At 72.6% G+C, this 12297-nt stretch carries 16 protein-coding genes; 6 read left to right on the forward strand and 10 right to left on the reverse strand.

The window, feature by feature from the left end; translation table 11 throughout:
- Positions 1-68: 68 nt before the first annotated feature.
- The 3 genes from ACZ7FF_RS32145 (at position 69) to ACZ7FF_RS32155 (ending at position 2998) form a co-directional block, all read left to right on the forward strand.
- The gene (locus ACZ7FF_RS32145; protein WP_470816629.1) at positions 69-1865 is read left to right on the forward strand and encodes a thiamine pyrophosphate-requiring protein; all 1797 of its coding nucleotides are present in this window, start codon (positions 69-71) and stop codon (positions 1863-1865) included.
- Positions 1866-1941: 76 nt separating this feature from the next.
- Positions 1942-2319, forward strand: a complete 378-nt coding sequence (locus ACZ7FF_RS32150) for a DUF2795 domain-containing protein (protein ID WP_470816631.1) — start codon at positions 1942-1944, stop codon at positions 2317-2319.
- Between the two features lie 136 nt (positions 2320-2455).
- On the forward strand, positions 2456-2998 hold the full coding sequence (locus tag ACZ7FF_RS32155) for a type 1 glutamine amidotransferase domain-containing protein (protein ID WP_470816632.1): 543 nt from the start codon (positions 2456-2458) through the stop codon (positions 2996-2998).
- A gap of 63 nt (positions 2999-3061) precedes the next feature.
- Here ACZ7FF_RS32155 and ACZ7FF_RS32160 read toward each other — a convergent pair whose 3' ends face one another.
- On the reverse strand, positions 3062-3349 hold the full coding sequence (locus tag ACZ7FF_RS32160) for a DUF6158 family protein (RefSeq protein ID WP_470816633.1): 288 nt from the start codon (positions 3347-3349) through the stop codon (positions 3062-3064).
- 58 nt (positions 3350-3407) lie between these two features.
- Between ACZ7FF_RS32160 and ACZ7FF_RS32165 the strand changes: the two genes are divergently transcribed.
- Positions 3408-3605: a hypothetical protein gene (locus tag ACZ7FF_RS32165; protein ID WP_470816635.1), complete on the forward strand. Its 198-nt coding sequence runs from the start codon at positions 3408-3410 to the stop codon at positions 3603-3605.
- A gap of 115 nt (positions 3606-3720) precedes the next feature.
- Here ACZ7FF_RS32165 and ACZ7FF_RS32170 read toward each other — a convergent pair whose 3' ends face one another.
- Together ACZ7FF_RS32170 and ACZ7FF_RS32175 are read right to left on the reverse strand one after the other, a co-directional pair.
- Positions 3721-5340 carry an ABC-F family ATP-binding cassette domain-containing protein gene (locus tag ACZ7FF_RS32170; RefSeq protein ID WP_470816636.1) on the reverse strand — a complete coding sequence of 540 codons (1620 nt, stop codon included), beginning with the start codon at positions 5338-5340 and terminating at the stop codon, positions 3721-3723.
- A gap of 98 nt (positions 5341-5438) precedes the next feature.
- Positions 5439-6098 carry a histidine phosphatase family protein gene (locus tag ACZ7FF_RS32175; RefSeq protein ID WP_470816638.1) on the reverse strand — a complete coding sequence of 220 codons (660 nt, stop codon included), beginning with the start codon at positions 6096-6098 and terminating at the stop codon, positions 5439-5441.
- An 86-nt stretch (positions 6099-6184) separates the two neighbouring features.
- Here ACZ7FF_RS32175 and ACZ7FF_RS32180 point away from each other — a divergent pair, with 86 nt between their 5' ends.
- Positions 6185-7681 carry a phosphatase PAP2 family protein gene (locus ACZ7FF_RS32180; RefSeq protein ID WP_470816640.1) on the forward strand — a complete coding sequence of 499 codons (1497 nt, stop codon included), beginning with the start codon at positions 6185-6187 and terminating at the stop codon, positions 7679-7681.
- A 122-nt stretch (positions 7682-7803) separates the two neighbouring features.
- Entirely contained in the window at positions 7804-8625 is an 822-nt protein-coding gene (locus tag ACZ7FF_RS32185; RefSeq protein WP_470816642.1) for a class I SAM-dependent methyltransferase, read from the forward strand.
- 34 nt (positions 8626-8659) lie between these two features.
- On the opposite strand, the gene ACZ7FF_RS32190 is transcribed toward ACZ7FF_RS32185, so the two are convergent.
- From ACZ7FF_RS32190 to ACZ7FF_RS32220, 7 genes are read right to left on the reverse strand one after another with little or no spacing between them, the layout of a single operon-like run.
- Positions 8660-8941: a gas vesicle protein K gene (locus ACZ7FF_RS32190; protein WP_397938672.1), complete on the reverse strand. Its 282-nt coding sequence runs from the start codon at positions 8939-8941 to the stop codon at positions 8660-8662.
- Positions 8938-9126 carry a gas vesicle protein gene (locus ACZ7FF_RS32195; protein ID WP_450583092.1) on the reverse strand — a complete coding sequence of 63 codons (189 nt, stop codon included), beginning with the start codon at positions 9124-9126 and terminating at the stop codon, positions 8938-8940. The genes ACZ7FF_RS32190 and ACZ7FF_RS32195 overlap by 4 nt, the downstream gene beginning before the upstream one ends.
- Entirely contained in the window at positions 9123-9890 is a 768-nt protein-coding gene (locus ACZ7FF_RS32200; protein ID WP_470816645.1) for a GvpL/GvpF family gas vesicle protein, read from the reverse strand. The genes ACZ7FF_RS32195 and ACZ7FF_RS32200 overlap by 4 nt, the downstream gene beginning before the upstream one ends.
- On the reverse strand, positions 9887-10222 hold the full coding sequence (locus tag ACZ7FF_RS32205; protein WP_470816647.1) for a gas vesicle protein: 336 nt from the start codon (positions 10220-10222) through the stop codon (positions 9887-9889). Before ACZ7FF_RS32205 ends, ACZ7FF_RS32200 begins: the two co-directional genes overlap by 4 nt.
- A complete protein-coding gene (locus ACZ7FF_RS32210) occupies positions 10219-11370 on the reverse strand; it encodes an SRPBCC family protein (RefSeq protein WP_470816649.1) in 1152 nt (383 codons plus the stop codon). Before ACZ7FF_RS32210 ends, ACZ7FF_RS32205 begins: the two co-directional genes overlap by 4 nt.
- A complete protein-coding gene (locus ACZ7FF_RS32215; protein WP_470816854.1) occupies positions 11367-12032 on the reverse strand; it encodes a DNA primase in 666 nt (221 codons plus the stop codon). The genes ACZ7FF_RS32210 and ACZ7FF_RS32215 overlap by 4 nt, the downstream gene beginning before the upstream one ends.
- Positions 12032-12292 carry a gas vesicle protein GvpG gene (locus ACZ7FF_RS32220; protein WP_470816651.1) on the reverse strand — a complete coding sequence of 87 codons (261 nt, stop codon included), beginning with the start codon at positions 12290-12292 and terminating at the stop codon, positions 12032-12034. The genes ACZ7FF_RS32215 and ACZ7FF_RS32220 overlap by 1 nt, the downstream gene beginning before the upstream one ends.
- Between the last annotated feature and the right edge of the window lie 5 nt (positions 12293-12297).

Below are 12297 nucleotides of genomic sequence, written 5' to 3' on the forward strand. Positions count from 1 at the left end.
CCCGCGCAGGTGACTCGGTATCCGACGACCGGATCGTCCGCTTCGTACTGCACCGGGGAGGTCCCTCCATGAGCACCAAGGTCTCCGACCACATCCTCGAACGCCTGCGCGCCTGGGGTGTGGATCAGGTCTTCGGCTATCCGGGCGACGGCATCAACGGGCTGCTCGCCGCCTGGGGCCGGGCCGAGGACCAGCCGCGGTTCATCCAGTCCCGGCACGAGGAGATGTCCGCCTTCGAGGCGGTGGGGTACGCCAAGTTCAGCGGTCGCATCGGCGTGTGCGTGGCGACCTCGGGGCCGGGCGCCGTCCACCTGCTCAACGGTCTGTACGACGCCAAGCTCGACCACGTGCCGCTGCTGGCCATCGTCGGCCAGACCAACAGGACCGCGATGGGCGGCTCGTACCAGCAGGAGATCGACCTGCACACCCTGTACAAGGACGTCGCCTCGGAGTTCGTCGAGGTGGTGACGGTGCCGGAGCAGCTGCCGAACGTGCTGGACCGGGCGATCCGGACCGCGTACGCGCGCCGCTGCCCCACCGCGCTGATCATCCCGGCCGACGTGCAGGAACTGGACTACTCGCCGCCGACGCACGAGTTCAAGATGGTGCCCTCCAGCCTGGGCATGAGCGACTACACCGCGACCCCGACGGACGAGGCGCTGCGCCGGGCGGCGGACGTCCTGAACGAGGGTGACAAGGTGGCGATCCTGGTCGGGCAGGGCGCCGCGGGCGCGGTCGTCGAGGTGCGGGAGATCGCGGAGCTGCTGGGGGCGGGGGTCGCGAAGGCGCTGCTCGGCAAGGACGTGCTGAGCGACGAGCTGCCCTATGTCACCGGGCCGATCGGCCTGCTGGGCAGCCGGCCGTCGTACGAGCTGATGCGCGACTGCGACACGCTGCTGACGATCGGGTCGTCGTTCCCGTACACCCAGTTCATGCCGGACTTCGGCAAGGCGCGCGGGGTGCAGATCGACATCGACGCGCACATGATCGGCATGCGGTACCCGTACGAGGTGAACCTGGTCGGCGACGCCAAGGCGACGCTCCAGCGGCTGATCCCGCTGCTGAAGACCGACCGGGGCGGGCGCGAGTGGCACGACACGGTGTGCGCGAACGTGCGGCGCTGGCACGAGACGATGGAGCGGCGGGCCGGGCTGTCGGCGGACCCGATCAACCCCGAGTACGTGGCCCGGGCGCTGGATCCGCTGCTGCCGGACGACGCGATCCTGACCTCCGACTCCGGGTCGGTCGCCAACTGGTACGCACGGCACATCACCATGCGGCCGGGCATGCGCGGTTCGCTGTCCGGGACGCTGGCGACGATGGGGCCGGGCGTGCCGTACGCGATCGGCGCGAAGTTCGCGCACCCCGACCGGCCGGTGTTCGCGCTGGTCGGAGACGGCGCGATGCAGATGAACGGCCTGGCGGAGATGATCACCGCCGCCAAGTACCGGGACCGCTGGTCGGATCCGCGGCTGGTGGTCGCCGTGTGGAACAACCAGGACCTCAACCAGGTGACCTGGGAGATGCGAGCGATGGAGGGCGCCCCGTCGTTCGTGCCGTCCCAGTCCATCCCGGACGTGCAGTACGCGGCCTTCGCCCGCTCGCTGGGCCTGACCGGGATCCGGGTGGAGAAGCCGGAGGACGTGGAGGCGGCCTGGCGGGCCGCCCTGGCGGCCGACGGGCCGTGCGTGGTCGAGTTCCTCACCGACCCCGCCGTACCGCCGATCCCGCCGCACGCCACCTGGGAGCAGATGGAGGCGACGGCCGCGTCGATCCTCAAGGGCGACACCGACCGGCGGTCGATGGTCAGGCAGGGGCTGAAGGCGAAGGTGCAGGAGTTCCTGCCGGGCCGTGACAGGCACTAGATCCGCACGGAGCGGATGCGTGTCGGCGCCATGGCACCGGGTACGCGGTGCGGACTTCGACCCTCTGGAGAAAGACATGCAGCGAGGCAGCGACCGGCTGAACGTCCACCGGGACGACGAGATGAAGCACGAGCTGAAGGGACTGCTCAGGTCCGGGCACCCGACCCGGGTCGAGGAGTGGCACGACCCGGAGCCCGCCGCCGACGACGACCCGGCGGTGTCCGCCGGTCCGGTCGGCGGTCTGGGTTCCCCGGCGTCGCTGGAGCGGGTGCGGCTGGAGCTGGCCCGTGTCCTGGGGCGCGGCGCCTTCCCGGCACGGGCGGGTGAACTGGCCTCGACACTGCGCCGGGACAACGCGCCCGACCCGCTGGTGGACGCGGTGGCCGGGCTGCCGCGCGCCGAGCGGTTCAACAACGTCCAGCAGCTGGCCGAGGCGGTGACGGGCGGCAGGTGAGCCGGGACCGGGACCGGGCCGCCGGGGTCGCGCGGGGCGAAACCGCCGGCCCCGGGGAGCAGCCCGGCCATGTGCCGCCACTGCGGGACCGGGCGCCGGGGGACGCCGGGACCGTTCTGAAAGGAAGCTGAGAATCATGCGTATCGCGTTTCTGGTGGCGCCCGAGGGCGTCGAGCAGGTCGAGCTGACCGAGCCGTGGAAGGCGGTCTCCGACGCGGGGCACGAGCCGGTGCTGGTGTCGACGGAGGCCGGGAAGATCCAGGCGTTCAACCACCTCGACAAGGCGGACACCTTCGACGTGGACGAGGTGGCGGGCGAGACGTCCGCCGACGCGTTCGGTGGTCTGGTGCTGCCGGGCGGGGTGGCCAACCCCGACTTCCTGCGGATGGACGAGAAGGCCGTCGCGTTCGTGAAGGACTTCTTCGACCGGGGGCGTCCGGTCGCCGCGATCTGCCACGCGCCGTGGACGCTCGTGGAGGCGGACGTCGTGCGCGGCCGGGTGCTGACGTCCTGGCCGAGCCTGCGGACGGACATCACCAACGCGGGCGGCACCTGGGTGGACGAGCAGGTCAAGATCTGCGACCACGGCTCCAACCAGCTGGTGACCAGCCGCAAGCCGGACGACCTGAAGGCGTTCTGCGACGCCTTCCTGCACGTGCTCGCGGGCGAGGCGGGCTGAGCGCGACCGCTCGCCGAGGGCCGGCCCCGACGGGCCGGCCCTCGGCGTGTGCGGTGCGCCGCCTCAGGTGCCGGGCGCGCCCGGGGTCACCGACTCGCCGCAGCGGCGCTCCCGGGCTCCCTCCCGGGTACGGCCGGAGCTGACCAGCCGGCGCGGGTTGCGGCGCAGGTACTCGCCCTCCAGCTGCGCCATGCGCTCGTTGTGGGCCCGCAGCGCGTCGTTCGAGGCGTACAGGAGGGTGTCGTGGCGCGTGCGGTGGATCGTCTCCAGCTCCTTCATGAGCTGCTGGTCGTCCAGCCGGCTGGGGTCGACTCCGGTCATGGTGGTGCCCCGCTCGTCGTGTCCAATCATGCGGTCCGGGTACCCGCCCGGGCGTGCACTGCCCCCGAGCGCTTTCCGGGAGGGATCCATGGAGCTCGCTTTCCTGAGTCCACTGTACGAACATCCGGGGTCCCGGGCCTCCGCATGCGTCGACCTCGCCCAGCACGACGAGGACATGCGGCACCGCGGGCGTCCGACCGCGGAGGCGGTGTCCCGGGAGCTGCGCGAGCAGGGCGCCGACGAGGCCACCTGGGGGCGGTGGACGAGGCCAGGGCGGCCGTGGTGACGGACGCGCCGGTCGCCTCGCTCACCCCGGTGGCGCGGGAGACCGGGGACGAGGTCGCGGTGGGCGGTCCGGGCGGGCTGCCGCACCGGCGGTGAGGGCCCGGGCGGGCGCGGACCTACCGCGCCCGCTCGACCCTGCGCTCGTCCCAGACGGGTTCCGTGGTCTCGCGGACCCGTCCGTCGCTGCCGAAGACCAGGAAGCGGTCGAAGGAGCGGGCGAACCAGCGGTCGTGGGTGACCGCGAGGACCGTGCCGTCGAAGGCCTCCAGTCCCTCCTGGAGGGCCTCGGCGGACTCCAGGTCGAGGTTGTCCGTCGGCTCGTCCAGCAGCAGCGCGGTGGCTCCCCGCAGTTCGAGCAGCAGGATCTGGAAGCGGGCCTGCTGGCCGCCGGAGAGCCGGTCGAAGGACTGCTCGGCCTGCTGCGTGAGCTCGTAGCGGCGCAGCCGGGACATGGCCGCGCCCCGGTCCTGGGCGTGCTCCTTCCACAGGATGTCGAGGAGGGTCCGGCCCGCCAGCTCGGGGTGGGCGTGGGTCTGCGCGAAGTGGCCGGGCACGACGCGGGCGCCGAGCTTCCAGTGGCCCGTGTGCGCCACGTCCTCCCCGGCGAGCAGGCGCAGGAAGTGTGACTTGCCGGAGCCGTTGGAGCCGAGGACGGCGACCCGTTCGCCGTAGAAGACCTCCAGGTCGAACGGCTTCATCAGGCCGGTCAGCTCTAGAGCCTCGCAGGTGACGGCCCGGACGCCGGTACGGCCGCCCTTGAGGCGCATGGTGATGTCCTGCTCGCGCGGCGGCTCCGGCGGCGGGCCGGCCTCCTCGAACTTGCGCAGGCGGGTCTGCGCGGCCTGGTAGCGGGAGGCCAGCTCGTGACTGACGGAGGCGGCCTGGCGCAGGTTCAGGACGAGCTTCTTCAGCTGGGCGTGCTTCTCATCCCAGCGGCGGCGCAGCTCCTCGAAGCGGGCGAACCGCTCCCGGCGGGCCTCGTGGTAGGTGGCGAAGCCGCCGCCGTGCACCCAGGCGTCGGCACCGGCCGGTCCGGGCTCGACGGAGACGATCTTCTCGGCGGCGCGGGCGAGGAGCTCGCGGTCGTGGGAGACGAACAGGACGGTCTTGCGGGTCTCCCTGAGCTGCTCCTCCAGCCACCGCTTGCCGGGCACGTCGAGGTAGTTGTCCGGCTCGTCCAGGAGCAGCACCTCATCGGTGCCGCGGAGCAGCGCCTCCAGCACGAGGCGTTTCTGCTCGCCGCCGGAGAGGGTGCTCACCTGCCGCCACTGGGCTCGCTCGTAGGGCACGCCGAGCGCGGCCGTGGTGCACATGTCCCACAGGGTCTCGGCCTCGTAGCCGCGGGCCTCGGCCCAGTCGGCGAGGGCCTGCGCGTACCGCAGCTGGGCGGCCTCGTCGTCGACGGTCATGACGGCGTGCTCGGCCTCGTCCACGGCCCTGGCCGTCTCCCGGATGCGGGGCGGGGCCACGGAGACCAGCAGGTCGCGTACGGTCGTCTCGTCCCGCACGGAGCCGACGAACTGGCGCATCACACCGAGGCCGCCGCTGACGGTGACCGTGCCGCCGTGCGGCTTCAGCTCGCCGGAGATCAGCCTGAGCAGGGTGGTCTTGCCGGCCCCGTTCGGGCCGACCAGGGCGACGGCGGCGCCTTCGCCGACCCGGAAGGAGACATCACCGAGCAGCGTCCTGCCGTCGGGGAGGTGGTACTCGAGATGCGCGACTTCCAGATGTCCCATGGGGCGGCATTCTCCGGGGCGCCCCCCGGAGCGGGCAAACCGTTATCCCGCCGGCCGCCCGTGCCCGCCGCTCTCCCCCGGCCGGGCCCGCTGCCCGCTCAGCGTCCGTGCACCTCCTGCGGCTCGCCCGCCGGCCCGGGCTCGCCGGCCGGTTCCACCGTGGCACCCGCCCAGGAGAGGGCCTTCCAGCCGTCCGACGGCGAGCCCTCCAGGATCACCGTGCCGGTGTTGGCCAGCGGGTGGGCGGCGGCGAAGCGCACGTCGACGTTGTCCGCGCGGGCGGCGGTCCACATGCGGATCGCGGCGCCGTGGCTGACCATGGCGACGGTTCCGGCGCCGCTCGCGGCGGCCTCGGCGACCACGGCGTCGTAGCGGGCCAGCGCCTCCTCGCCGCTCTCCCCGCCGGGGACGCGCAGCGCGGTGTCGCCCACCGCCCACGCGAACGCCGTGCGCATGTAGCACCGGGCCTCGGGGGCGTCGCCGGGCAGCATCTCCAAGTCGCCGGCGGACAGCTCGCGGATGCCGTCGCGGACGGTCACCTCGAGGCCCCGGACGGCGGCCAGTGGGGCGGCGGTGAGCTGGGTGCGTATCAGCGTGGAGGCGTACAGGGCCTCGATGTCCTCGCCGGCGAGGGCCTCGGGCAGCGCCGCGGCCTGCGCCTCACCGAGCGGCGTCAGTCCGGGGCCGGGCACGGCGGTGTCCAGCAGGTGACGGACGTTGGACGGGGTCTCGCCGTGGCGGACCAGGAGCAGGCGCATCCGGGCGGTCTCCTTGGATACGCCGGCCGGGCGGCCGGCACGCGAGAGAACACAAGAACGGGGCACTTCAGGGTAACCGGACCCCTATGAGCCCAGACCTCGACCTGACCGTCCCGAAGATCGCCCCGCACGCCCTGCGCTCGCGGCTGCTCGCCCTGGACTCGCGGCTGTTCGTGCGCGCCGCCAAGTGGAACTGGCCGGGCGCCGAGCGGGTGCTGCCGCGGCTGAGCCGCAGTGCCAACCACGGGGTGCTGTGGTTCGCCACGGCCGCCGCGATGGCCGCGAGCCGCACGCCCCGGGGCCGCCGGGCCGCCGTGCGGGGCCTGGCCTCGCTCGGTCTGGCCTCCCTGACGATCAACACCCTCGGCAAGCGCTCGGTGCGCCGGGCGCGGCCGGTGCTGGACCCGGTACCGCTGGTGCGGCAGCTGAAGCGGCAGCCGATCACCACCTCCTTCCCGTCGGGGCACGCCGCGTCGGCGGCCGCCTTCGCGACCGGGGTGGCCCTGGAGTCCCCGGCGTGGGGTGCGGCGGTGGCGCCGGCGGCGTTCTCGGTGGCGATGTCCCGGGTGTACACGGGGGTGCACTTCCCCAGCGACGTCCTGGCCGGGGCGGCGCTCGGCGCGGGCGCCGCCTTCCTGGTACGGCGCCTGGTGCCGACCCGCGCCCAGTCCGTGTCGCCGCCCCGGCCGCGCGCCGAGGTGCCCGCGCTGCCGGAGGGCGAGGGTCTGGTGGTGGTCGCCAACCGGGCCTCGGGCACCGCGGACCGGGTGCGCGCCCTGCAGGAGGCGCTGCCGAAGGCCGAGCTGGTGGAGTGCGCGCCCGACGAGGTCATGGACGAGCTGGCGAAGGCGGCCGCCCGGGCGCGGGTGCTCGGGGTGTGCGGCGGCGACGGCACCGTGAACGCGGCCGCCGGGTTCGCGCTGCGCCACGGCCTGCCGCTCGCGGTGCTCCCGGGCGGCACCCTGAACCACTTCGCCTACGACCTGGGCGTGGAGGACGAACGCGACCTGGCGCGGGCGATCCGGGACGGCGAGGCGGTCCGGGTGGACGCCGGGCGCTTCGTCACCGGCGAGTCCGAGGGGCTGTTCCTGAACACGCTGAGCCTCGGGGTCTACCCGGAGCTGGTGCGCTCACGGGACCGCTGGTCGAACCGGATCGGCGGCTGGCCGGCCGGGCTGCTCGGCGCGCTGCGGGTGCTGCGCGCGGACCGGCATCCGCTGGAGGTGGTGGTGGGCGGTGAACGACGGCCGCTGTGGCTGCTGTTCGTCGGCAACGGCGTCTACCACCGGATGGGGCTCGCGCCCGCCCGCCGTGCCGACCTGGCCGACGGACTGCTGGACGTGCGCGTGGTGCACGGCAGCCGCCGGCCCGCGCTGCGCCTGCTCGCGGCGGCCGCCGCGGGCCCCCTCACCCGCTCCCCCGCCCATGCCGCGGTGCAGGTGAACCGGCTGCGGCTGACGGGCCTGGCACCGGGCACCCCGCTGGCGTACGACGGGGAGGTCACGGCGGTGTCGGGCGAGGTGAGGCTGGAGAAGCTGCCCGAGGCCCTGACGGTCTACCGTCCGCTGCGCGGTGCCTCCTGACAGAGAACTGACGTTCCATCAGTCCGAATGGTAAAACGGCGGTCTCAACATTCGGCATGCGCGCGTACGGTGAGCCGTATCGCCGGCCCGGTCCGGCCGGTACGACGAGAAGGGGCACAGCCATGCCGAACGCCCAGGAGACCGCCGTCTACACGCACGGGCACCACGAGTCCGTGCTCCGGTCGCACACCTGGCGGACCGCCGCCAACTCCGCGGCCTACCTGCTCGGTTCACTGAAGCCCCACATGAGGATCCTGGACATCGGCTGCGGCCCCGGCACCATCACCGCGGACCTGGCGGAGCTGGTCCCCGACGGCCACGTCACGGGCGTCGACCACGCGCCGGGCATCCTGGAGCAGGCCCGGGCCACGGCCGCCGGGCGCGGTCTGTCCAACGTCGACTTCACGGTCGCCGACGTCCACGCCCTGGACTACCCGGACGACACCTTCTGCGTGGTCCACGCCCACCAGGTGCTCCAGCACGTCGGCGACCCCGTGCAGGCGCTGCGCGAGATGCGGCGCGTGACGAAGCCGGGCGGGTTCATCGCCGTGCGCGACGCGGACTACGCGGCGATGACCTGGTACCCGGCGCTGCCCGGCCTGGACGACTGGCTGGACCTGTACGAGCGGGTGGCCCGCGCCAACGGCGGCGAGCCCGACGCCGGGCGCCGGCTGAAGGCCTGGGCGCTGGCCGCCGGGCTCACCGACGTCACCGCCACCTCCGGCAACTGGACCTTCGCCTCGCCCGAGGAGCGGGCCTGGTGGAGTGGCCTGTGGGCGGACCGCACCCTCGCCTCGGCCTACGCCGAACGGGCTGTGCAGGGGGGTCACGCGACCGCCGATCAGCTGCGGGCGGTCTCCGAGGCCTGGCGGGACTGGGGCCGGCGGGAGGACGGCTGGTTCGCCGTGCTGCACGGGGAGATCCTGTGCCGCAAGGAGGCCTGAGCCTGCCTCTGGCGGCTCGCCCCGGCGGTGCCCGTCAGTCGCGGGGAAGCAGCGGTCCGAGCGGTCCGAGGTCCAGGTTCAGGTCCTCGGGCCGCAGGCCGTAGCGGTCGCGCAGCTCGGCCATCCGGTCCTCCAGGAGCATCAGGGTGAGGCCGATCCGCTCCTCCTGCTCCTCCGTCAGGTCCCCGGTGTCGAAGCGCCGCACGGCCTGCCGCTCCATCAGCTGACGCAGCAGCTCCACCACCGTCAGCACGAGTTTCACCAGGTCGCGCTCGACCGTGTCGGGTTCGAGGTCGAGCCGCTTGCGCGCACTCATCGGGGCTCCTCGAAGGGTGAGGGGACCGACTCGTTCACCGAGCTGATCAGCGCGTTCAGGTCGATGCGGACGAGATCGACGTCCGCGATGCGCAGCGTGACGTCCCCCGTGATCACGACTCCGCCGGCCAGCAGCCGGTCCAGGAGGTCGACCAGCGCGATCTCCCGGCGTTCGACGACGGTCACCGCTCCGCCCCCGTTTCCTCTCCGGTGAACGAATAGGCGGCCCAGGGGCCGGTGAGTTCCACCCGGATCCCGGGTGCCTCGTCCTTGGTCCGGTCCACCAGTTCCACGAACTCCTCGGAACGCGCCCGCGACACCAGATAGGCCGCGTTGAGCACGTTCCGCCCGGTCGCGCCCGAGAGCGCGGAGTTCTGCGGGGCGTGCAGCCGGCAGTCCTCCGCCTGCTCGCACAGCCGCTCGTGCAGGGACTGCGCGAACGCCTCGGTGGCCTGCAGGCTCTCCTCGTGCGCCCAGGTGTCCGCACGGCGCCGGCGCAGATAGTCCCGGCCGCTGGCGGCCTTCTCTGCGGGGACGGCGGGCCGGGCCGGCGAGGCCTCCGCGTACACCTTCACGCCCCATTCCACGCGGCCTTCCAGCCGGTCCAGCACGCGCCGGAAGTCGTCCTCGCGCGCCTCCATCATCGTGCGCACCCCGCTGTCGTCCCTGAAGACCGTCGCGAGCCGCAGCGGCAGCGGGGTGGTGACCGTGGTCAGCGCGTCGATCACGCCTTGGTGGGCCCGCGCCGTCGCGGCCAGCCAGTCCAGGTCCTCCAGATGGGCCTTCAGTGCGTCCTCGCGGAAGTCCGCCTCCGAAACCGTGCTGACGACGGCGATCAGCTCGTGGTGATGCAGCAACGCGGGCGGAGCGCCCCCGATGCCCGTCAGCTGGGCCTGCAGGGGCGTTCCGAAGGGGCGGCAGACGGCGTAGACGTAGCGCAGCCCGGTCATGGCGCCTCCTTCGGTACGTGGCCCGGTTCCAGCTCCTCCAGCCGGGCCAGCCGTTCTCTCAGCTCGGCGTTCTCCCTGGCCAGCTCGTCCCGGCGGGCCCGGGACGAGAGGGCCGGGTCGGTCTCCCACCAGTCGATCCCCATTTCCTTGGCCTTGTCCACCGAAGCGACGATGAGCCGCAGCTTGACGGTGAGCAGTTCGATGTCGAGCAGGTTGATCCGGATGTCGCCCGCGATGACCACACCCTTGTCGAGAACACGTTCAAGGATGTCGGCGAGGTTGGCCCCCGAGCTTTGGCCGTACGGCTCGGGGAACCGGCTGGGCGTCGTCATCGACGGCTCCCGCGCTCCGCGTACTCGGGCTCCTCTTCCTCTTCCTCTTGCTCTTCCTCGTACTCCTCGTCAGGCTCGTCCTCGTCCCGGTACGAGCCCTCGTCCTCGTCCTCGTACTCCTCGGGCTCCTCCTCGTCCTCTTCCTCCTCGTCGGCGGCCTCGTCCTCGTCCTCGTACTCCTCGGGCTCCTCGGACTCGTCCTCGGCGGCGGACCCCTCGGGCTCGCCGGTGTCCTCGGAGTCCTCGGACTCCTGGGACTCCCGCTCCTCCTCGGCGACCGCGTCCTCGTGGCTCTTGACCACCTCGCCGTCGCGGATCTCACCGCGCCAGCCGTCCTCCGCCTCGCCCTTCATGGAGATGAAGCGGGCGAAGTGCTTCAGGTCGAGCCTGGCCCGGCGGCCCTGGGCGCGCCAGATGTTGCCCGTCTTCTCGAAGAAGCCGCTCGGGTAGTACTCCATGACGAGCAGCACCCGGGTGAGGTTCTCCGCCAGCGGGTGGAAGGTGACGACACCCTTGACGCTGCCCTTCGCCCCCTCCGACGTCCACTGGATGCGGTAGTCCGCTATCTGTTCGGTGGTGTGCGCCTTCCAGCTGCGGCTGGACAGGAAGATCTTGGCCTGCCAGTCGGAGTCGGTGTCGCTCGCGCGGCTGGCGCTCTTGACGCCCTTCGCGAAGTGGGAGAAGTCCTGGTACTGGGTCCACTGGTCGTAGGCGGTGCGCACCGGCACGCCGACGTCGATGAACTCCATGATGACGGTGGGCTTGTTGCCGCCTCCGCCCTTCTTCTTGCCGCCCCCGAGGTTCTTGAGCGCGCCCATCACGTTGTCCTTCGCCCGGGAGGCGCCGAGTTCCAGCGCGGAGCGCAGCGGCCCCTTGCCCTCGGCGAGCTTGCGTCCGCCGTCCAGCGCCAGCTTTGCGAAGCCGGGACTGTTTCCCTCGGCGATGTCGTTCAGCTTGTTGGTGGTCTCGCCGAGCTTGCGGCCGAGGCCGGTGAGCAGCTTCTGGGCCTGTGCGGACAGGTACTCCTGCGCCTCCTCCTTCAGCCGGTCGGCGGCCTCGCTGTGGGCGAGGCTGGTGAGCGGGTTCTCCTTCGCCGCGCCCGTGCCCTTGCCGGCCGCGGAGGTGGCCGATCCGAGTGTGTCGGTCATCGGTCATCGCCGCCCTTCGACTTGCTGGACGCCGCTCCGCGGGCACCGGACGTCCGCTGCGCGGCCGACTTGCGTGCCGCACCGGTCCTCTTGGCCGCCGTCTTCTTCGCGGGAGCCGTCTTCTTCTCGGCCTTGCCGTCCGCCGCAGCCTTCTTCGACGGTGCCTTCTTGGCCGCCTTCCTGGCCGTGCTCCGGCCCGACCCCTCCTGGCGGGATGCGCGGTCCTCGTCGTCCGCGTCCTCGCGCGCCCCGGAGTCCTCCTCGTCGCGCGCCCCCGTGTCGTCCTCGTCCCGCGCCTCCGTGTCGTCCTCGTCCGGCTCCTCCTCGGACCCGTCGGACGGCAGGGCGCCGGTGACCTCCCCGCGCACCTGTGCGGTGCGGTCGTGGAGCCGGTCGGCGAGCGCGCCGATCTGCCGCTCGACCATGGCCCCGGTGGCGGCCTTGCCGACGCCTCGCAGTTCCTGGCGCAGCTGGTCCCCGATCTCCTTGAACTGGGGGTTGTCGCGCAACTGCTGCCGCGCCAGATCGGCGAGCGCCCCGGGGCCGAGATTCAGCTTCTTGCCCGCCACCATGGAGCCGACGGCGAGCGCCATCTTCATTTTCCTGGTGCGTCCCAGGAGGTATCCGGCCCCTATGGCGAGGCCCAGTGCCGTTCGGTTCATCATCCCGTCCCGTTGCCTGTGGTTTCGCCGGAGCGCAGCGCGATCTCCAGCCGGTCGAGCAGCTCGTCCTCGCGCCGGTCGAACTCCTCCTCGGTGATCTCGCCCGCTTCCAGCTGTTCTTCGAGGCGGGCGAGTTCGGCCCGAACGGTGGCGGGGTCGTAGTAGATCCGTTCCGCCTCCCGGAGCACCTGCCTGATCGCCCACGCACTGCCCCGCACGGGTGCGAACGGCAGCATCAGCACTTCGCCGATCAGTCCCACGGTGT

Source organism: Streptomyces sp. NPDC037126, assembly GCF_055605965.1.